This window comes from Pinibacter aurantiacus (assembly GCF_019130065.1).
Lineage (GTDB): Bacteria > Bacteroidota > Bacteroidia > Chitinophagales > Chitinophagaceae > Pinibacter > Pinibacter aurantiacus.
On the sequence record NZ_JAHSPG010000015.1, the window covers coordinates 108418 to 129316 of the forward strand.

The following is a 20899-nucleotide window of genomic DNA, read 5'->3' on the forward strand; positions in this document are numbered from 1 at the left end:
CGACTTATTTACCAACCATTTGCCATTGGTAATTGCTCACTGTTTCCCAACAATGCTTTATCTATGTATTTTTTCAGATCCTCTTTAGCTTCAGGTTTCGGGCAACGGATCTCAATCCATTTTCCGTGTTTGTCAATCAACATGAATCTTGGAATGGCCGTAAGCTGATATTTTCTTCCAAATGCTTTTCCAAAATCATCGATCAATTGCACACCACCGAGTTGTTTTTCATTGACCATGTTCATCCACTTTTGACGGGCATCCATTTTATCAAGTGAAATGCCAACAAAAACGATGTTCTTATTGCCCGCATATTCTTCTTCAATCTCTTTCAAAAAAGGCATTTGCGCTTTGCATGGACCGCACCAGGTTGCCCAAACGTCGATCAACACGACTCTACCCTTAAAGTCTTTCATTGAAACCATTTTACCTGTACTGTCCGGAAGGGAAAAGTCATAGGCAGATTTTCCAATAAAAGCAGTATCTCCGGCATATGCAGCAAAAATGCCTTTATAAGCCTCATTTGCCGGAGAAAGCTTCGCATACTTTTTAAGTGGCTCAAATATTTCCCTGAATTCGCTAAGATTGTTGATTTCAATCTGATCCATTTGATCTTTAAAAAGATAAGATTTCAGCGTGTCATTGCTGATCGAATTTATCATCAACTTTAGCTTTTCGCCTTTTGACAACTGGTCCTTTTTTTCTTTTGGCAAAGCGCCCACATTCAACAGGGCGTACAGTTTCATATATTGCCTTGTTTCTCCTATTTTCAAAAGGGATGTGGTATTGAATTTACCCGGCTGAATAAATGTTTTATAAAAATCAGGGACATCATTGAAATCTTTAGGCTGAGGTCTATAAGCACCTATTTTTTTTGCTGAAAGCTGAAACAATAAATTTATTGGCGCTAATTCTTTGTCAATACAAAGCGCCTCACGAATTTGTGTCTTTACAGCATTGTCTTTAATATCAATATCCTTCACAAATGCGTCCATAGAAGGCTGCAATTTTTTATAGTTATTGACATAAGATGTTAAATCAAAATTATCAGAATTGAATGTTGACAGATTATATCCATAACTGGTGACAGGCAATGTTAGCTGCTGCCAATTATAAAGAATCTGATTCACCAATGATCCGTTAACAGATGAAAGAAAACCCGTTTTGTTGTCAACTTCAACCTGCAGGTTATCTAGCGGTTGTAAGTAAAACCGCGATTTCCAACGAGGCGATACCAGATAATAAAATCCTTTCGATTTTACATTTACCGGAATGGCAAACTCACCTTTACTATTCGTCGTTACAGTAGTCACATTCTTCAACTCTCCTTCTGACACTGTATTTAATGACACCATACTAATTGTTACATTCTTTACAGAGCCAGCCACCAAAGCAAATTTCGGAGACGTGGCGAGTTGTTTTACCTCCCACCCTTTTTTCTGCAGAGAATCAAACTTTGAAGGAGTAATCGACAACGAATAATCTTTATCTGGACTCAAAGGCAACGTAACTAAACAAATTTTATCATTCGTAAAATGACGGCCATGAGGCTTCATTACATTCAACTGAAAACGGTACAACGAGGCTGAGTCCTTTGGAATGGCAAACAAAAAACTTCCGTTCGAAGGTGAAATTTTATATTCTGCCACTCTTTGAATTTTGTTACCATCCAGCTTATTTACCCACAAATCGGCATTCACTTTTTCAGTAACAACGCCGGTTACAATATGGGTAGAACTTTGACCCGATACTGATATCGCAACGAACATCAACGCACCTACCAAAGACTTCTTAATTACTGATTGCATGATCATTCTTTTTCAATGTTTCTTCAATAAGTTCTTTCAACGCTGAATTTGAAGGACGTGGCGCGTCTACACTAACAATCTTTCCCTCCTTATCAAAAACCATAAATCGTGGAATTCCGCCGATATTATAGTACTTCATTATCGATTCATCGAAGTTTGATAACAGCTCAATGTTTGTATATCCTTTCTTCGCAACAAAACCTTTCCATGGATCTTTCCTTGACAACCCGTCAACTGATACTCCAAGAAACACGATGTCTTTTTGATCTTTATACTCTTCTTCCAGTTTCTTGAAATTGGGTTTCTCCGCAAGGCAAGGCGCACACCACATGGCCCATATGTCAAGCACTACCACTTTCCCTTTAAAATCGGACAATGAATAGTGTTTATCGTTGTTGTCGTATAGGGAAAAATTATAAGCCGGTTTTCCTTTTGCATAAGCACTCAACTCATTACATTTTTTTTGATAGTAGTCTTGCAATCCTGCGTTGTCAATGATTTGCTTAAACGGTTGAATTTCTGCAACAAACTGCTCGTAGTTGGTAAGCTGCCCCATATGCGCTGTTGCATAGACCGCACGAACTGTATCGTTATCTATTTTTTTTATTTTTTCCAGGAAAGACGCTCCTAACATTTCTTCACCGCTTTTATACTGCTGAAAAAACTGATAGCCCAGTAAATAGTTTAACATTTCCAAACCGTGTTCAGATTGCAGCAGGTCCGTCTTATCAATGTTTTGCTTTTTTAAGGTTTCGTAAAACCATTGACGGGAGGCAGCGGTATCATATCCTGCATTCATTCTTTCTCCGCAATTAAAAAAAGCAGCAGCTTTAAGAAATAAAACCTCGGTGTTAATCTTATCAATTAAGAGATTGTTGAAATACTTATTTCCAGTGGTGCTCGTTTTCTTTATTTTATCCGCTGTAGCGAGCAATTCCTTATAAGCATCAAAAAACTGATCCCGCTGATTTCTATTTTGCGCCAGTTTATATGATTGATTAAAGATGCTTATCCATTTTTTCAATGAAGCAGTTTCCTTATTGGGATTCGCAATTTTTATACTGTCGAAATCACTTCCCTGGTTATTTGGATAGATATCCACCTTTTGCTTATCTCCCGGATGCAGGTAGATCACATGAGTAAATTCAAACAAATGCGCCCCACCCTTGCGCAGGAAATAAATTGCATCGCCGTCAGCCTGAAATGAAAACTTACAGTTGTTTTTCGCATCGGGACGTTTAAAGCCGAGGCTCATAGCCTGGCCATTCTTCACTCTGTAAAGAAAAACAGCACTCCCTTTATTGTTGTGTACCTGGCAGTTGACTTCCGTTGGTTTACTTCCCGCTGCATAAGCATTGAAGACCACCGGAATAATTAGCAAAGGAACTATCTGTAAGATTTTTCTTATCATCTTTCAAAAATTAAAACTGATTTTTTAAACCTGTTTTGATTTGCTGAGCTACATAGATCAAATGATCTTTTGTGTCTTTGTCTGTAGCCGTCGGAATTGCAGCCAAAATTTCGCTTCGTAGTTTTTCAAGATGCAGGGCAAGATAAGAGCCTACATCTGACGACATTGTAACCGGCGTATTTTCCTGCGCGGCAGCCCCGCCCATGAAAAGAGCGATCAGATTACTTCCCGCTTCTGCCTCTTTAATGGCGGCAAAAACATTCGAAATATAATTCTTCTGAATACTGCGACGATAAATATCTATCGGCTGCTTTGTTTTCAACTCACTCCAGATGCCGGATTTCAAATCATTTAAGAATGCGATCATCGTATAGCAGCTGTCTTTGCCATATCTTCTTTCATGCATCAACAAAGTGTACAATACCCTGTCGCTTAATAATTGGTCAAGCACTCTCGATTGTACGGTGCTCACGCTTCCTAAACGCACGGGATTGCTTATTTTGTTGAGAATATCACTACTAAGCAACCAATCAGGCGTTGTAAATACTTCTTTATTTAAAAACGCAACCGCTTCTCTTTGTTTTGCTGCAGGTTCGGGTGCGTAGATGTTACCCGGTTGCTCTACTGTTTTCCACGTTTCATAAGTGCTGGCAACATTCTTTGTCACATGTAGTACATAACGCAGGTACTGGCTAACTACCTGGCGGTATACACCTACCAAATTAGTATAAAGATCGTTGTCTTCTTTTGTCCATTCGGCCAAATGGGCCATTACATATTTAAGGTTCTTAATGCCGTATTCATTCGCCTTCATGTTGTCGTCACCCAAATCTTCTGATTGACAACGGGCATCATTATTCATGCCCTCTCCACCAAACCATAATCTTGGATTGGCTTTCAGGCTGTCGACGATCCACTGCGAAACGATCTTTTTGTCCGCCTCATCATCTTTTGCATCGGTCCATGTATATCCCCATTTTATTGCCCATTTATCATAATCGTTGATTCGCGGCATAAGTCCGGCCTCGCCAATGCTGTCTTCAGGTTGCGCCACATAGTTGAAACGGGCATAATCCATAATAGAATTTGTGTGACCATGCGCTTCTACCCAATGCTTATCACGTAATTTTTCAACCGGGGTCAGACTACTGCTACCCATGTTGTGACGCAAGCCAAGTGTATGGCCCACTTCATGCGATGACACAAATCGAATCAACGTACCCATCAATGAGTCGCTGAACTTCATTTTGCGTGCGCGTGGATCGTTTGGTCCTGCCTGAATCATGTACCAATCGTGCAATAAAGTCATAACGTTATGATACCATCCCACATAACTTTGCAGCACTTCGCCGCTCCTGGGATCGTGAATATTAGGGCCATAAGCATTTGCTACTTCAGAAGGGAAGTAACGTACAATTTTGTAACGGGCATCTTCCAAACTCATTGTAGTATCATTTTCCGGCCACTCTTTACCCACGATCGCATTTTTAAATCCGGCTGCTTTAAATGCCTCGTTCCAGTCATTGATACCTGCTATAATGTATGGGCGCCATTGTTTAGGAGTTGCAGGGTCCACATAATAAACGATCTGCTCTTTGGGTTCCACCAATTCTCCTCTTTTGTATTTTTCAATATCTTCTGGTTTGGGCTCAAGACGCTGACGTACAATAAAAATTTTAGTATCGGCTTTTTGCTGTTCATCAGCAAACTCATTGTACGCGTCTGCGAAGTAGCCGACTCTTGCATCAAACCTGCGCGGCATCATCGGCTTTTCGGGCATCAAGAAAATGGAAGTAGAAATTTCAAGTGTGATTGCACCTCCAATTTGAGCCGCTTCCAATGGTGCAGCCGCCGGACGCGCGCCTACTCCAGCTGGTGCGCCACCTCCTGATGCTGAATATGTCCGCAACATTTTCACCTCCACATTGATCGGATAGGCCGCAAAGCTTTTTACAAAACTGCGATCTGGCGCCATTGAACCAACTGACAACCCTCTTTTAACTTCTGAGTTAAGTATGGTAAATGAATTTTCCTTTTGAAGAAAATCGGTAACGTCAATGATCGAGGACCTTCCACCGGTGCCTTGCGATTTTACATCAAATAAAACCGCGATTGGGTTGATGTTGGAATTTTTTATTGCTTTGGAGATAGCGTTTGTGCTATCTGTTTCCTGAAGTATGGTAACAACCTTTAAAGCAATTTTTCCTCTTTCTTTTTCAAAAGTTATTACGCGGGTATTCATTACTTCCCCGCCAAACTTGGGACTTCCTCCCGGCACCTTCACGAGCCATGTAGTCAGCAATAGCTGTCGGCCCAGTAATGAGTCAGGTATTTCAAAAAAATATTTATCGTCCGTTTTATAAATGGAAAACAATCCTTTTTTGCTAAGCGTTCCGGGCTTAACAATCTGATTATAGGAACCCGATGTTGTTTTTATTGCAGTTGGCGCAGCTACGTTTGTTTGTGCATAACCAATTGCAGAAAGAAAACCACATAATATTATAGATAAGAAAACTTGTTTCATCCGTTTCGTTTATTTGTGAGCCGCTATTGCGACTGATATGTTTAATACAGACAAGTATTTTTTACGCACTTAGTCTTTTGGATTCAGCTTTTTTCTCAGTTTCGCTTCTACATATTTTAAGTGTGCAAGCGTCATTGGATCCGTGCAAGTTGCTGCAGCAGTTTTGCAGCGATTCGCAATGCTTTCCATGTGAGCACGTACCACAGCAGGAATATCGGTTAGAGAAATATCTGGTGATGTGCTGCCCGGCTCCGGTGTTTTGGACGCTTCTTTCAGGACATTTCCAAGACTTTCGATCCATGATTTCTGCAAGCTTCTTCTATATGTATCTATTATGGTCGGCTTACTATTCAATTCACTCCACAAACCTTTTTCAAGATCTGTCATCAATTCATCTACAGTATAAGTATTCTCTTTTCCATAACGCATTGTTTCAGTGGTCATCTTATACAAGCGGTCAGTTTTGAGCACGTAATACAAAGCATCATACTGTATTCCAATCAATTTTTCTTTTTTAACCGGTTTGCTGAATTTGTTCAGCACGTCAGGGTTCATCAACCATGTTGGCGTTTGAAACACTTCCTTTTGTAAAAAGGCAAGCGCTCTTTTTTGTTTTTCTTTTGGAACAAGGGTATAAACATCGCCAGATTGCTCCACTGTCTTCGCATTTTCATAAGTACCTCCAAGCTGCGTATATGCATGGCGCGTAAGCATTTTGTACCAATCAACAACATCATTGTATGCTCCAGCTGCGTTGTCATACATATCCATATCTGCCCTTGTCCAGCTCAGTAGGTTAGTCATTACAACTTTCAGATTCTTTATACCATACTCGCATGCCTTTACCTGGTCGTTGCTCAAGTCTTCAGTTTGCGCACGCGGATCGGAAGGATCATTGAGGTTGGGATTTACTTCAGCCTTAAAGCTGGTTTTAGCATCCACTGTGCTGGTTGTAAGTTTTGCTAACAGGTCCTTTTCTTTTTCAAAATCATTGACACCTGTATAGCTATATCCATACTTTATGGCCCATTTGTCGTAGTCTCCAATTCGTGGAACAAGACCCTTTGCTGAAATTTTGTCTTCCGGTTGCGCTATATAGTTGTAATGCTGGATATCCATTATTGACGAGGAAAATCCATTGTTCTCCACCCAGTTTTTATCACGAAGTTTTTCTACCGGAGTAGCATAGCTTGCAATGAGGTTGCTGCGAAGTCCAAGAGAAATACCCACCATTCTGCTAATTTCAGCCTGGATCAGCGTACCCATCAATTCATTACTGAATTTTACATTTCTTGCTGCAGGATCAACAGCTGACGCCTGAACAAAATACCAATCGTGCAACGCCTGCAAATTACTATGTGACCATCCGATATATGTTTGCAGTATTTCACCACTGCGCGGATCGTACACTTTAGGTACAGTTGACATGGCCTGGCTTGAAGCGAAATAGCGTATCACTTTATATCTTGCATCTTCCAGCTTCATCGTTGTATCGTTCTCCGGCCATTCTTTACCAACGATAGCGTTTTTATAACCCGCAGCTTTAAATGCCTCGTTCCAATCATTGACACCAGCTATAATGTATTGGCGCCATTGTTTAGGGGTTGCAGGATCTACATAATAAACAATAGGTTCTTTGGGTTCTACCAGTTCGCCTTTTTTGTATTTTTCGATGTCCTCAGATTTGGGCTCCAAACGCTGACGAACAACAAAAGTTTTTACGTCTACTTTTTGTTGATCATCTGAAAACACTTTGCTGCTTTCTGTGCTGTATCCAACACGTGGATCGGCGTATCTCGCATGCATAGGTGCATTTGGAAGCAGCATAACAGAGTTGCTCAACTCAAATGTTACACCAACACTTGGACTTGCATCTGGACCAGCTGCACCCATAGTGTAGGTCTTTAACGTTTTAATCTCTATATTTTGTTGATAAGAATCTGCTGCTAAAAGATAAGATCTATCTGGAGCAACGCCGCCCAATCCCATATTTTTCTTGGCACCAGCATCGAAGCCCGTTATGACATTATCTTTTAAGAAGAAATCTGTAACATCTACAATAGAGCTCTTATTATTTTTTCCGCGAGCTTTAACATCAATTACCATGATGATAGGGTCCATAGATGAGTTGGAAACTGCTTTTGCGATAGCCTGACCGGGAGCAGCGGTAGCTACATTTGTCAGCGCCTTCACGTATAGTTTCTCTTCACTTGCCTTTTCAAAATACACGATAATACTGTTCACCATTTCTCCGTTGAACATTGGACTGCCTGTAGGCACTTTAGCCAAGCGGGTGGAGAAAAGAACGTCCCTGTTAAGCAAAGAGTCAGGGATTTCGAAGAAATATTTTTCATCCTGCTTATATACCGTGAACAAACCATTTTTTGCCACAGCTCTTGAAGTGATGACTTCTGAATATGATTTAATTTTTGGAGACTCCGCCTTTTTTACACCGGTACTATCCTGCGCAACTACATAGTTTACCGCACTTACCAGCGAAAGAAAACCAAATACCTTTTTTAGATTCATAACTAACTTTTGAAATATTATTTCTGTTTCACAAGAACCTTAAAACTACCTCTGTTTAAAGAATAGATTCAAATAATAGGACCAATTTGAAAAAACTTTTGACCAATTTTTAAACAGCCGTTATTACTGATGTTTGAGTATATAAAAAACATCTGCACTAAGGCGCAGATGTTTTGGCAAAACCGCTCCAGGTTTATATTTTGGAGACAGTTGTATTACAAAATAAGATCGCTTCGCCCCGATCGTTACAGTTCCTTCTTTCCTGTATTTTCCAGAACCATATTGTCAAAAGGGGCGAAGCGATCTTCGTTCAAAAAAAATGCAAAAGCGAATACTAACTTTTGAGTCAGCGTCCTACAGCCCCAATCCTTTCTTAAAGGCGATATCTACAATTTTATCAAAGCCAGTGTAGACTGCAAGAGGATTAGTGTTTATATCGCCTGTTGATGTAATACTTAAAAAATAAACTTTATTTCCCTGACCACTCGCTGTTTCATCCGTAGCAACCACCAATACTTTGCTTTCTGTTGAAGGCGCAGTTGTATAGCCGGATTTGAAAACTTTCATTGCCTTAACGACTGTTCCTGCCGGGAATGTGTACCCTACAGCAGAAGTAGATGTAGCGAGCGTCCCAATGGTACAAGTATTAATAGTATTACTGTTTACGTAATAGAATTTCCCTGGCAGGGTTAAAAAAGTTGGGAAAGCAAAAAGCGTAGCTGCATTAATGCCCGGCACTTTTGCTGTTGAAAGAAAGTATCTGCCCGTGGTGTTCGTATTTGCATTTGCGGTGGTTACGGCAAATTGATATAGCCATGTAGAATCGCTTGCGTCATTTCTGAAAACACAACTAAAGGTTGCCGGGGTTGCGGATTGAGGCTGACTGTTTTCTGCATAAAAAAGATTCTTACCTATGCGATTCATATCAAATCCAGAACCAGTAACAGGGTCCAGCGGGGCAGTTCCTTTAGAATATGCGACAAAGTGACCATTCGGAATATCGGTAGTAACATTCACTAACGCACCAGTTTGTGCATTATATTGTAAAAAACATTTGTTCGACTGATCATAGAGTGTTAAAAAATAATCACTCAAGCCGGCATTTAAAACAAACGGAGCAAGCGTCCATGAACCCAATACTGGCGCATTAAACAGAATGGGTGGTGACTTAATAGAGGTTGCATTCACCGCTCTGTAATGTAGCTGGTTATTGTTGATCAAATATTCATATTGGAAACCCTGATTGATGCCGTTTGCCTGCAAATTAATGGATGTAGGTTCAGCAAAAAACCAGCCTGAAGTATAACTAGAATCTGCAAAATCAGTTGACCGCACCTGAACTCCCCCATTAGGATAGAAGAAGGAAACTTTCTGGATACGCAGCGACGCCGAGTAGTTAAGTACATTAACCTTACTTGTACCTGTCGGTAATTTTTTTCCAAAATTTCCAAGGGAGTATAGGTTAGGATACACGGTCCCGGTGCCGGATGTACCGTCTTTTGTTGCAATCAGGGAAATGTCACACCCGCCTTGTGAAGGCTGATCCTGTAATACAACCCAGCCCTCTCCACCCCACGGTGAGGTGTCAACATTCAGCGAATAAAATTTATAAAAGGAAACACCGGTTGTGTTGTCTGTAACCTTTAGCACCAGGCGATACAAATTTGGTGACAGGTTAATTCTTGTTTTTAACTGCTGCGTCGTACCTACAATATATTGAGCAGGATTAGAAATGTTTTGTGCTGTTTGAATAATCATCCATTGATAGGAAAGATTACCAGAAGCCTGGGTTTGAGATAACAGAACGTTTACCGTTAAACTATCAAACTGTTTTACAGAAATAGAATCGTTGGTTATAACTTTACTGGCATCTACATTCAAAGAGTCGGTTGTAACCGTTATTGTATTGATGGCAGTATAGTTATAATTGCCCTTATCCTTTTTACAGGCAACGAATATGAATATAGTCAGCACGGCAACAACAAGTGTGCTCCAAATATTTTTATTGTTCATTGTTTCTAAAACTTTTTTCTCCATTAATAATTTGCTTGTCCTACTTGTATAACAGCATTATTTGCATCAGGATCCCGCAGCGTAGCTCCTACTCCCACGGGAGAAGAGACATTACCCGGATAGTTTGTTCTGATATAGTTTCTTACCAACTGCAAATACTGGGGATAGATAACCGGCGGTTGAGCTTTGGTACCAGGAAACTCGGTAATGGTTGAATCTCCAACAGGATCGTACAAAGCATCAAGGATCAGCTTGTATTTCGTTCTTGTCCAGGTACCAAAATTGGTGATAGAACCCGCCCATTGAGTACCGTTGGTTTCACCCCATGAAGATGGTTTTTGCAAGTACGCGGTCTTTATTTTAATGAAGCTTTTTTTCGTAAACCCCAGCTTAAAATTATTGTTCACCTGAAGCCCCAGAACAAATGTTGCTGTTAGGCTATCCAGATCCGGCGTACGATAGACTAATACCGGTATTTGTGTAGTTACCTGGTTGGCAGGCATTTTATATGGTGTCAATAATTTGTAATGCACGCCTTCTTTCGCATTAATAGCTGAATCTGCCACTGTTTGCACAATGATTTCGCGATCCGCATTTACCGGACTGCCTAAAACTGTAACAGAAACCTTAACGGTATCAACAGTACGACTTGGGTATTTGGCAAAACTGTATCCTAAACTATCGGATGCTGCACTAAAATAAACGGCATCCTGTTCATTGAACATTGTGGGAGACTCTTGCTTGCATGCGGCAAAGCCTGCAGCAACAGCCAATAATATTATGATGATGTACTTTCTTTTCATACTTGATTAATGATTGTATTCGTTTTCAGCATCAGGGATTGGAAATGTATAAACACCGGCAGGAACTGCAGCTGCGGTGGTAGTTACCTGTTTCAGATCTTTGTTCAGACGTTTGTAGTAAAAGAATGTCTGGCCTTCCTGTACAAATTCTTTTCTGTACTCAGCCATGATTTCGCTGGATAAACTGTCGGCATAGTTGATACCGCTGGCATTCAATGCCGGTAAGCCACGGGCTTGGCGAACATTATTTAAGAACATTACACCAGTTGGAATGTCACCATTTGCGTTAGCAGCTTCTGCAGCGATATAATACATTTCAGATACACGTATTACAGGAACATTGCCTTGCAGATAGTAAGGTAAATTGTCATCCTGGAAATACTTGGAAGGCACCTGCACTCCTCCTGTACTTTTGTCAAACCAGGATATAAAGCGATAATCGCTTGCCGCACCACTGCCTTTTCTGTAATACAGGTATTTGTTTCCGACACTATCTGCAGCTGTCGGCGTCGCACCTTTTGTTGCCAATACTTGTAGCGGTGTTCCACTGCTTTTGTTAAATAAATTAAGATTATAAGTTTTCAGATTGCTCGAGTACACTGAGAACACAAGCTCCTGGGAAAACAGCCTGTCTCTTACAGCATTGGTTTGCAGCGCCACATTGGAAGTAATCAGTGGGAATTTTCCGCTGGCAATAACAGCTTTCGCATATTTATCGGCGTTTATCATATCGCCTTTGTACAAATACACACGTGCCATCAAAGCTTCCACGGCCCAATAGTTCATATGATTTTGTGTATATGAAGTAAACGGATCATCTACCGCTTTTAATACAGCGGAGGTATCGGTTTGCGCCAGGATATCTTTTGCCGCAGAGAGATCGCGAATGCATGAATCCAACGCGTTGCTCAAACTGACAAATGGTGTGGCTGTAACTCCATAACGTGTAACATATGGGATGGCTGGCTCATTCATGCCTTTTAAAGGAGCTTGACCAAACATACGTGCCAGATCGAAGTGTAACAAGGCCCGCAATGCCGTAGCCTCTCCTTTTATCCTGTTATAATCATCCCCTTTAAATACCCCTTTCTTATCATCAATCTGGGAAAGCAGGTTGTTAATATTGGCAATATTGTAATACATGCCATTCCAGATATACATCTGCTCGGCTTTTATGGTAGCATCTGCATAGTTGTACGAAGCCAGAGTGAGAAAGAAACTACTGTTTGAACCGACATTTGCAGTTGCTGCATTGTCATAGTCATAAGCAAGGGTAGACAGCATGCTCATAGACAAATTACCTGTGTACAAACCGAAAAGAGCGGCTGAACCTGTAGGTTTGTCAATACCAAGATAAACCCCATTCAATGCATCTTTGAAACCTTGTGCGTCCTTAAATAGTTCCGGTTGCGGCACTTTGTCTTTTGGCCGTACATCTAAAAATTTGTTGCACCCACACAATGTGGCTACTAGCAGGAACACAACAGACGTATAAACCGACATTATATGCTTCGGCATGTTCCCTGTTTTTCTTTTATTGCTATATAAATTGCTCATTGTTATTTTTTAAAAAGTGGTAGACAATCCAAAACTATAGCTACGCGCAAATGGATAAGACGTTCCTCTTTCCGTTTTTATGGTGCCTAAATGAAATGCATTGTTTTGCGTAATGGCTAATCTTGGAGTAGAGAGTCTCAATCTGCGCACCCACCATAAATTGGGAGAAAATGAATAGGCGACTGTGAGACTGCTTGCATCTAAATAATTGTTGTCTTGCACAAATCGTGAAGTGGCATAAGTTGCCTGCAATCCGTTTGTTCCATCAGCAACCAATGCCTTGAACGGAACATGGTCGCCTGGCTGTTTCCATCTTTGCGTGATCACACGCTCATCAGCATTGGTTGAGCGGAGGTCAACATTTTCCACTTTATCAACCAGTGTCTGGTTATACATTTGTCCACCCCACTGAAAGCTCATATTAATGTTCAACGAAAATCCTTTGTACGTGAAATTTGAACCAAATCCTCCTTTTAGTTTAGGCGCAGCATCACCAATCGGTTGTTTGTCTTTCACATCCCACAAAAATGTTTTGCTGCCGTCCAATTTCTGGTACAGTTCTTTACCGGTTGCCGGATCTATGCCTAAAGATTGTACAGCCCATATCTGGCTAAGCGATCTGCCAACCACATATTTTGGCAATGCCTGTAGTTGTTGCTTTATTGAAACCCCTGTGCTATCATACCGTGCATTGATAGCCGCTACTGCAGGAGATAGCGCTGTAATGACATTTTTCGCATGACCAACGTTTAAGGATAAAGACCAGAATATATTTCTTTTACGATCGCGAATGATCGGTGCAGAAAAAGTCACCTCATATCCACTGTTTTTGGTGGCTCCAAGATTGTCCTGGTATTGCAAAAATCCTGTAGAAGGTGCGACGTCTAGCGGCAAGATCAGGTTGTTGGTTCTTTCCTGGAAAACGTCGGCTGAGACATTCAGACGCCCATTCAATAGGACCATAGTAACTCCCAGGTTATTTTTAAGTGTCTGTTGATATTTTAGATTGGGATTTGCATACGCAGGAGCTGTTGCACCTAACTGTAACCTGTAATTATTTTGAATGTTGTACAGATAGATCGATTGGCTTTTGTCCTGAAAATTCTGGTTACCGGTGATACCAGAAGTTAATCTGAATCTCAATTGCTGGATGGTGCGATTGCTAACAAAAAACTTTTCTTTATCTACATTCCATCCTATGCCTCCCGCCCAAAAAGGTGCAAACCTATTGTTTGAACCAAACAGCGAAGACCCGCTCACATTACCGGTAACTTCTGCAGTGTAGCGTTCTGCATAATTATAGCTTAAGCTTGCGAATGAAGAAATGGTGCGGGTGATACCCTGATTGGTTTGCGGCCTCTGTTCAAGTCCATAGCCATTCGCCATGCCGAATTCACCCAGGTGCTCATTAGGTATCCCGTTGACTTTAACCGTTGTTGCATTGGTTGACGTAGCCTGCACTTCAGTGCCTATCGCTGCAAAAAAGGTATGAGCGTTTATTTTTTTATAGTAATCCAGGTTTAGTTTTCCATCAATCACGTTGTTGTTACCTCTTGTTCTTGAATACGAACCCATTGTGCCAAGACCTGCGGACAAAGCGTTAACAAAGCTGGTATGATCAGCCGGTAAAAACTGTTCGACACCCGGTGTGTTGGTACTGTAACTTAAAGCTGCTCTGAATTTCAGATTGTTGTTGATCGTCCATTCGAGATTGGTATTATTCAAAAAGTTGTAATAATATGAGTAGTCCTTAACATTCAATGTTGAGTTGTACGCAGCATTGGTAAAAGTTCCGCCGGGTGCAGGCAGGCCAATACCTAATGTGGTATAATTCGGTTCGAATATCTTGATCACATTTCCAGCTGAATCATATGGCTTAAAATATGGAAACTGACGGGCGTATTGGCTAAAGCTTCCCCATGGAGAATTATTGGCCTTATTGTAACCTACGGTTGTTGAATTGCTCAGGCGAATCTTTTTTCCATTATAAGAAAGGCTATAGCTCAATCCAAAATTGTCACGGCCAGAGCCTTTCATTACACCCACTCCATTATTGTAGTTAAGTGCAAGATTATAGCGAATAGCCCTTGTGCCGCCGGAAACGTTAAGACTATGATTCATTCCAAAACCGGTGCGCACCGGCTGCGAAAGCCAATAGGTATTTGCACCGCTCTGCACCTGTTGCAAGCGTTGATCGTACCACTGCTTCAGTGCCACATCGTTATAATGGTTGTTGGGATCTGAATATATACCCGCCAAACGCTGGGCCTCCAGCAATTGTTTTGCATCCATTAAATGATACGAAGTCAGATCCGGTGCTTGCAGGTTAAAATTTACGGCATAGGAAACCTGAGCTCTTCCCGGCAACGGCTGTTTGGTTTCTACCACAATTACACCATTCGCAGCTTTGGCACCATATGCGGTTGTAGCCGCAGCGTCTTTTAATACGGTAATGCTTGCGATACGGTTGATGTCCATATCAAAAAGCGTTTGTAATGTAGTTTGAAATCCATCGAGGATGATCAATGGCTGATTTGGATTAGACAAATAACTTGACATAATATCACCGCTGGAAACCGCTGAACTATAGTAATCAGACGAGCCGCCTTGCGTAAAAACCGGCAAATTATTCTGACCTCTCAGCTGAATAACGGGCAAACTGTTCGGATCGCTTCCCATTGCATTGTTCTGTTCAATACGCACAGAAGGATCTGCCATTGATAATGCCTGCAAAATATTGGTAGGATTCAACATTTTTAAATCGTCACCACTGTAGGTTTTTGCTGCGCCAGTAAAGTTGCCAGTCGGTCTTTTGTATAACCCGGTGTTCACAACTACTTCATTCATCATGTTTGATGACTGAACCATCTTCACTGCAATGTCGTCATCTCCTTTTTTTACTTTTATTGTAGTAGCAGCATGGCCCACATAAGAAACCCGAAGAGTGGCACCTGCTTCTACATTATGCAATTCAAAGCTACCATCCTTACCGGTAACGGTATGAATATTGGTTCCTTGTATAAAAACCGTGGCGCCAACCAACCGTTCGCCCGCATCATTTTTAACGACTCCTTTCAACACGGGAATTTTCTCCTGCGCAGAAAGCGAAATACAAATAACAGAAAGCACGAGAATCACCAAAGACATCTTCGCGGATATGATTGCGCGGAACTTTATTGATAGTATATTTTTTAGACAGTTCATAATTTCTTTCTCGATTTGATTATTCCGGTTTTATAAAAACATAAGATGCGTTTGACACAACGGGGACCTTAGTATAAGGCAGCGAGGAGAACGGAATATTTTTCCTCTTGTAGTAGAAAAACACCTGTCCTTCACCCAAAAATTCCTTTTGATACTCTTTGCCAATTTCAATATTAATGCTGTCTCTTTTCAATGCTGTTTGAGTATACTTGGGAAGATTGCGATGCACCCTTACTGTATCCAGAAGATTTGTAGCGGTAAGAGAGTCAGCCGCTGCATTGGAAGCTTCCGCAGCAATGTAATAGAGCTCCGTTAAACGGATCATAGGAAGTGCATTTACACTTACCGAACCATTAGTATAAAACTTTTTGGGAGAAATGGTATTTCCAATAGCGGTGCCGGAAGCCGGGTCAACAAAAGCGCCGAGTTTTCTATAATCATTTCCTGATCCGCCTCCCGTTACAAATAAAGAGTTCTGGGAAGTCGGAGATAAACCCAGGGGTTTCACAAATACAGACTTGTTGTAAGCCAGTGCAATATTGCTGCTGCTGTATAACAAAAACAATTGCTCTTTGGTGAACATGAGGTCGGTGTTATTGGTTGCTAATGGAAACATATTACTGTTGATAACAGCCAACGCAGAGCTTTGAGCGTTTGCAAGATCCCCCTTATACATATAGATCCTGGCGAGTAATCCCTTTACTGCCCATATGGTGAAACGGGAGGTTGTCATGTCCGAACTGCTTAGCAAGCTTTGCGCAGTCAACAAATCCGAAATGCATGAATCTATTACAGCTCCGGTTGACAAAACAGGTGAAGCGTAAGGGGAAATTTTTGTTACATAAGGAATAGCAGGTGCGCTTAAACCCGATGCAGCTGGCGAAGGAGCAAACAAACGCAAGAGATCGAAGTGTATGAAAGCACGCAACCCTAAAGCTTCTCCTTTTATTGTGTTGTAATTTCCAGCGGAAAAGACATTTTGCCTGGAGTCGACGTTTGCCAGCACATTGTTCAAATTGGCAACGCATAAATAAAGACTGTCCCAGGCATTTGCAAACGTATTTTTTACGCTGTAATGTCCCACATTATAAGCGGCACTTTGGTAAAACAAAACATCTGTTTGCTTGAAGGAGGTATCATAACTTCTTCCCATGATGGAGAGAACGCCTGTAGTCAAATCTCTTCCATATAAGCTCTGGCTTCCCATTTGCAGGTAAACACCATTTAATGCATCCCTGAATCCTTGCTCACTTGCGAACAATTCATTTTGATCTACCTGCAATTGCGGCTCTACATTTACCCATTTCTGGCATGAGCTAAATGAGAGTGCCGAGATAAGCACAAGAAAAACAACTATATAATTTCTGCTTAACATCTGCTACTATTATGATTTTAAAAACTTGTTGTTATTGAAAAAGTGTACATGTGCTGAAAAGGATAATAAATACCTCTTTGTGCTTTCATTGTGGATGATTGAAAAACATTGTTGGCCACAACTCCAAACATGGTATTCTTCGCACCGATCTTTGAAGAGATCTTGTCTGACAGTTTGTAGCCCAATGAAATTGCAGCGCACTCAAGAGCATTATTTTTTTCTACAAATCTTGTTGTTGCATATGTAGGTGATGTTTTAAGACCATTCACCGACAGGGCTTTGTACAGCGCCACATCTCCCGGCTGTGACCAGCGATTGTTTGCTGCTCTTTCGTCAACATTATAAGTGATATCTGCATTCTCTACATAATCTGCCAATGTTTGATTGTAATAGGAAGCTCCCAGCTGATAAGTGAAATAAACTCCTGCTGAAATGTTTTTTACGGAAACAGTTGTACCAAACGAGCCGCGCCATTTTGGATTAAAATCGCCGGCCAACACTCTGTCGGCTGCATCCCATGTAGAAGTTTCGGTGCCATCTGCTTTCAAAAATTTCTCCTGTCCTGTTGCAGGATCAATGCCAAGAGAACGAACGGCCCAGATACCGGTTAATGACTGCCCCTTTACATAATTAGGCTGAGGCATTGTGTTATCAACGTCAGTATTTGCGTTTAACGCTTCTACGTAGTTGGAAATAGACGTAACGCGGTTTTCATTGTGAATTCCGTTTAGACTTACGGACCATATTATTCCCTTCTTGATATTATTGATAACACGATAGTTTAAAGCAAACTCTAGTCCTTTACTCTCGATAGCTCCAAGATTATCATAGTAACTGAAGTTTAGGAAACCGGTTGAAGCAGGAGATGATACCGGCAGAATCAAATCGCTTGATTTGTTTTTGTACGCATCGATCATAACAGATAACCTGTCCTTAAATAACATTGCCTCTAACCCGATATTTTGCTTTTCAGTTTGCGGAACTTTAAGCGCATTATTAGGATATGCAGTTAAATAAGCACCCTGACCAACGCCAAGAGTACTGTAGCTGCTATTGGTTGGAATATATTGCCTGTCTGTGTAATAATTGTAGGTTGTATGAGATAAATAGGACTGGTAAAATTGATTTCCGGTTGTACCAATGCTACCCTTGATACGTAAACTGCTTACAAATCTATTGGGGTGGAAAAACCTCTCCTGATGCAGGTTCCAGCTTGCGCCAACTGCCCAATAAGGAGCTGTTGTATTTTGGCTGAATTGCGAGGATTGATCGGCGTGACCTGTTAACTCCACTTGATAACGGTTATCATAACTGTAAGTGAAATTGCCGTAAGCAGAAGCCAACCTCGTAACAATAAGGCTTGCTGCTGGCTTGCTGTTCAGGTAAGCACTTCCAAAAGCAATAGAAGACAGTTTGTCGCTTGTAAAACCAACTAATGCAATACCTGCTGACTCACTTTTTGTTTGCATTGCCGTTACTCCTGCAGAACCGTAGAACTGATGCAGTCCTACCCTCTTCAGATAATTCAGATTGAGTCCGCCTTCCATACTCGAAAAATCACTCGACATTTGAATGTAAAGACCCCTTAAGAAAAACATCTCTGGAGTAAAATTTCCGAACGCTGTATGCCCTGGCGGCAGAAAAAAATCAGTTACATCGGATTGTTTATTTGCGCTCACATAGCCATCTGCTTTAAAGCCGTGACCAATGTTCAAGCTCAAAGAAAGCTGGTCGCTAAATCTTGTATACCTGGTTTTATTTGTGGTGGACAATGTGCTATTGTATGCTGGATTGAAAATGCGAACACTATCTCCCTGATATCTGTACTCGTCAAGCACTTTCGAAAAACTTCCCGTCACAGAATCATAGGGGTTCCAATATGCATTTAGTTGCGCATAGTCGAAAAGACTTCCATAAGGAGAATTAAAAGCGTTGGAAGAGGTATATCTGAGGTAATTATTGATGGTGAAGTTTTTCACGCGTGTGCCGATGTAGCCTCCAATATTTACATTCTGCCTCTTTGCGCCCTTCATTACACCTTCAATATCATTATACGAAAAGTCCAAACCATAGCTCAAGTCATCATCACCACCACCAAGCGTCAAATAATGTTTTGATCCAACACCTGTTCTTGTTGGAATAGAAAGCCAGTCCGTATTTACTCCGTTATTGACAAATGCCTGACGTTTTTGATTAAGGGCTGCGTTGTCTCCCCAAAAACCGGCATCTTTTTCCAACTGCAGTTTGTCTGCAGCATTCATTAAATGATAAGAAGACAGATCCGGGGTTGCAATTTGAACTTGGCCCGAATACGTAACATTAAACAGTCCTTTCGCAGGTTTCTTTGTCTTTACCAGCAAAACCCCTGTACCGCCGCGCACACCGTATACGGCTGTAGCTGCCGCGTCTTTTAAAATAACAACCTGACTGATGCGATTGATATCCATGTCAAGTACCGTTTGGAGCGATACCTGTACTCCATCCAATAAAATAACGGGCTGGTTTGGATTTGCTACGTTGCCGGCCACGAAGTCACTGCCAGACGGGTTCAATTGTACATTGGTATTATTAATTCCCGGATAGCTCGCAATGGAAGCAGAAGCAGGGAAATTGTACAAACCACGAATGTTTGTGGATGGCGGAACATTTGGATTATCTCCGTTGTCATTATCTCTTGTGACCAAGAAAGAAGGCGCATATATTTTCAGTGCATCAACAAAACTTACCGGATTTAATCTTCTCAATTCCTCGCCCTCAACTATTGTAGCGGCGCCTGAAAAATGTTCAATGGGTCTTTCATAAAGACCGTTTGAATAGGTATTTGCGAAAGAACCTTCTTTCCTCGCTAAGCGTAATGTAAGTGATGGTTTTGCGATTTTCGACAACGAAAAATATCGATCTAGTGACGTCACAACGATCGCTTCTTTTGGAACGCTGTCAAACTCAATATAGCCATTGGCATTTGTAAACCCTCTTTTCGCACCTGCCATAACCAGTACGCTGTCGAGAGGCAACCCATCTGCCAGATCTTTTACTGACACCCTTACTTTAGGAATAATTCGTGAAGGAACAGAGTCTCTTGTAAAATTGCCCGGGGTTTCTCCAAATGACTTATTGAATGAGCAAAGGAAACTAATGCAGCAAAAAAAACTACCAAACAGTAATCGTATCATGATACGTTGTTATGTGATTTTATTCTAATTAGAAATTCAATTCAGTTGATACAAGATTATTATCCTAGAAATTCAAGGCAGATAAGGTATAGGCAAGATGTGTATTGTCCAGGGGCGCCTGTTTTCAATATGTCGTAAAGAGGATTTGCGGTATGCAGTTTCCTTTTTTCCAGCTCTTAAATTCAGATGCGATGTTAAAGTAGGTAACATTTCCTTAACACATGATAGGCATTTGACATGTGCGACTTTTGATTACATCAATTGCAGAAATTAATTGACGAATTCTTCGTCCGTTAAATGACCAAATTCATCTATAAAATTTTCAAATATGTCAATCAATCGGGAAAATGATTTAACTATTTGATCATTTTAGGGAACGAATTAATCATTATAGAGTGTAAATTGTGAGAGAATTGAATTTAAATATATACCCGGTGCTGGCACTCCCCTTCAAAAAAAATCGCTTTGTCGTCTTTGTTATCCATTGGATAACATGGCTTTT

The 20899-nt window shown here is 41.0% G+C and carries 10 protein-coding genes; all 10 read right to left on the reverse strand.

What is annotated here, in order from left to right; all coding sequences use genetic code 11:
• Positions 1-8 precede the first annotated feature (8 nt).
• The 10 genes from KTO63_RS18955 to KTO63_RS19000 all read right to left on the reverse strand — a co-directional run bounded on the left by KTO63_RS18955 (position 9) and on the right by KTO63_RS19000 (position 20397).
• Positions 9-1808 carry a TlpA family protein disulfide reductase gene (locus KTO63_RS18955; protein WP_217793279.1) on the reverse strand — a complete coding sequence of 600 codons (1800 nt, stop codon included), beginning with the start codon at positions 1806-1808 and terminating at the stop codon, positions 9-11.
• Complete coding sequence (locus tag KTO63_RS18960; protein WP_217793281.1) at positions 1792-3219, reverse strand: TlpA family protein disulfide reductase; 1428 nt, start codon at positions 3217-3219, stop codon at positions 1792-1794. The genes KTO63_RS18955 and KTO63_RS18960 overlap by 17 nt, the downstream gene beginning before the upstream one ends.
• Before the next feature lie 10 nt (positions 3220-3229).
• The gene (locus tag KTO63_RS18965; RefSeq protein ID WP_217793283.1) at positions 3230-5743 is read right to left on the reverse strand and encodes a zinc-dependent metalloprotease; all 2514 of its coding nucleotides are present in this window, start codon (positions 5741-5743) and stop codon (positions 3230-3232) included.
• Positions 5744-5812: 69 nt separating this feature from the next.
• Positions 5813-8272, reverse strand: a complete 2460-nt coding sequence (locus KTO63_RS18970; protein ID WP_217793285.1) for a zinc-dependent metalloprotease — start codon at positions 8270-8272, stop codon at positions 5813-5815.
• Between the two features lie 354 nt (positions 8273-8626).
• Positions 8627-10285: a PKD-like family lipoprotein gene (locus KTO63_RS18975; RefSeq protein WP_217793287.1), complete on the reverse strand. Its 1659-nt coding sequence runs from the start codon at positions 10283-10285 to the stop codon at positions 8627-8629.
• A 23-nt stretch (positions 10286-10308) separates the two neighbouring features.
• A complete protein-coding gene (locus tag KTO63_RS18980; protein WP_217793289.1) occupies positions 10309-11088 on the reverse strand; it encodes a DUF4843 domain-containing protein in 780 nt (259 codons plus the stop codon).
• 6 nt (positions 11089-11094) lie between these two features.
• Positions 11095-12645: a RagB/SusD family nutrient uptake outer membrane protein gene (locus tag KTO63_RS18985; protein WP_217793292.1), complete on the reverse strand. Its 1551-nt coding sequence runs from the start codon at positions 12643-12645 to the stop codon at positions 11095-11097.
• Positions 12646-12654: 9 nt separating this feature from the next.
• Positions 12655-15849 carry a SusC/RagA family TonB-linked outer membrane protein gene (locus KTO63_RS18990; RefSeq protein ID WP_217793294.1) on the reverse strand — a complete coding sequence of 1065 codons (3195 nt, stop codon included), beginning with the start codon at positions 15847-15849 and terminating at the stop codon, positions 12655-12657.
• Between the two features lie 19 nt (positions 15850-15868).
• On the reverse strand, positions 15869-17224 hold the full coding sequence (locus KTO63_RS18995) for a RagB/SusD family nutrient uptake outer membrane protein (protein WP_217793296.1): 1356 nt from the start codon (positions 17222-17224) through the stop codon (positions 15869-15871).
• 17 nt (positions 17225-17241) lie between these two features.
• Positions 17242-20397 carry a SusC/RagA family TonB-linked outer membrane protein gene (locus tag KTO63_RS19000; RefSeq protein ID WP_217793298.1) on the reverse strand — a complete coding sequence of 1052 codons (3156 nt, stop codon included), beginning with the start codon at positions 20395-20397 and terminating at the stop codon, positions 17242-17244.
• Positions 20398-20899: the final 502 nt, after the last annotated feature.

Bases quoted from the DNA above. Each gene is read 5' to 3' on its own strand.
- KTO63_RS18955 (WP_217793279.1), bottom strand. From the start codon at position 1,808: ATGCAATCAGTAATTAAGAAGTCTTTGGTAGGTGCGTTGATGTTCGTT.
- KTO63_RS18960 (WP_217793281.1), bottom strand. From the start codon at position 3,219: ATGATAAGAAAAATCTTACAGATAGTTCCTTTGCTAATTATTCCGGTG.
- KTO63_RS18965 (WP_217793283.1), bottom strand. From the start codon at position 5,743: ATGAAACAAGTTTTCTTATCTATAATATTATGTGGTTTTCTTTCTGCA.
- KTO63_RS18970 (WP_217793285.1), bottom strand. From the start codon at position 8,272: ATGAATCTAAAAAAGGTATTTGGTTTTCTTTCGCTGGTAAGTGCGGTA.
- KTO63_RS18975 (WP_217793287.1), bottom strand. From the start codon at position 10,285: ATGAACAATAAAAATATTTGGAGCACACTTGTTGTTGCCGTGCTGACT.
- KTO63_RS18980 (WP_217793289.1), bottom strand. From the start codon at position 11,088: ATGAAAAGAAAGTACATCATCATAATATTATTGGCTGTTGCTGCAGGC.
- KTO63_RS18985 (WP_217793292.1), bottom strand. From the start codon at position 12,645: ATGAGCAATTTATATAGCAATAAAAGAAAAACAGGGAACATGCCGAAG.
- KTO63_RS18990 (WP_217793294.1), bottom strand. From the start codon at position 15,849: ATGAACTGTCTAAAAAATATACTATCAATAAAGTTCCGCGCAATCATA.
- KTO63_RS18995 (WP_217793296.1), bottom strand. From the start codon at position 17,224: ATGTTAAGCAGAAATTATATAGTTGTTTTTCTTGTGCTTATCTCGGCA.
- KTO63_RS19000 (WP_217793298.1), bottom strand. From the start codon at position 20,397: ATGATACGATTACTGTTTGGTAGTTTTTTTTGCTGCATTAGTTTCCTT.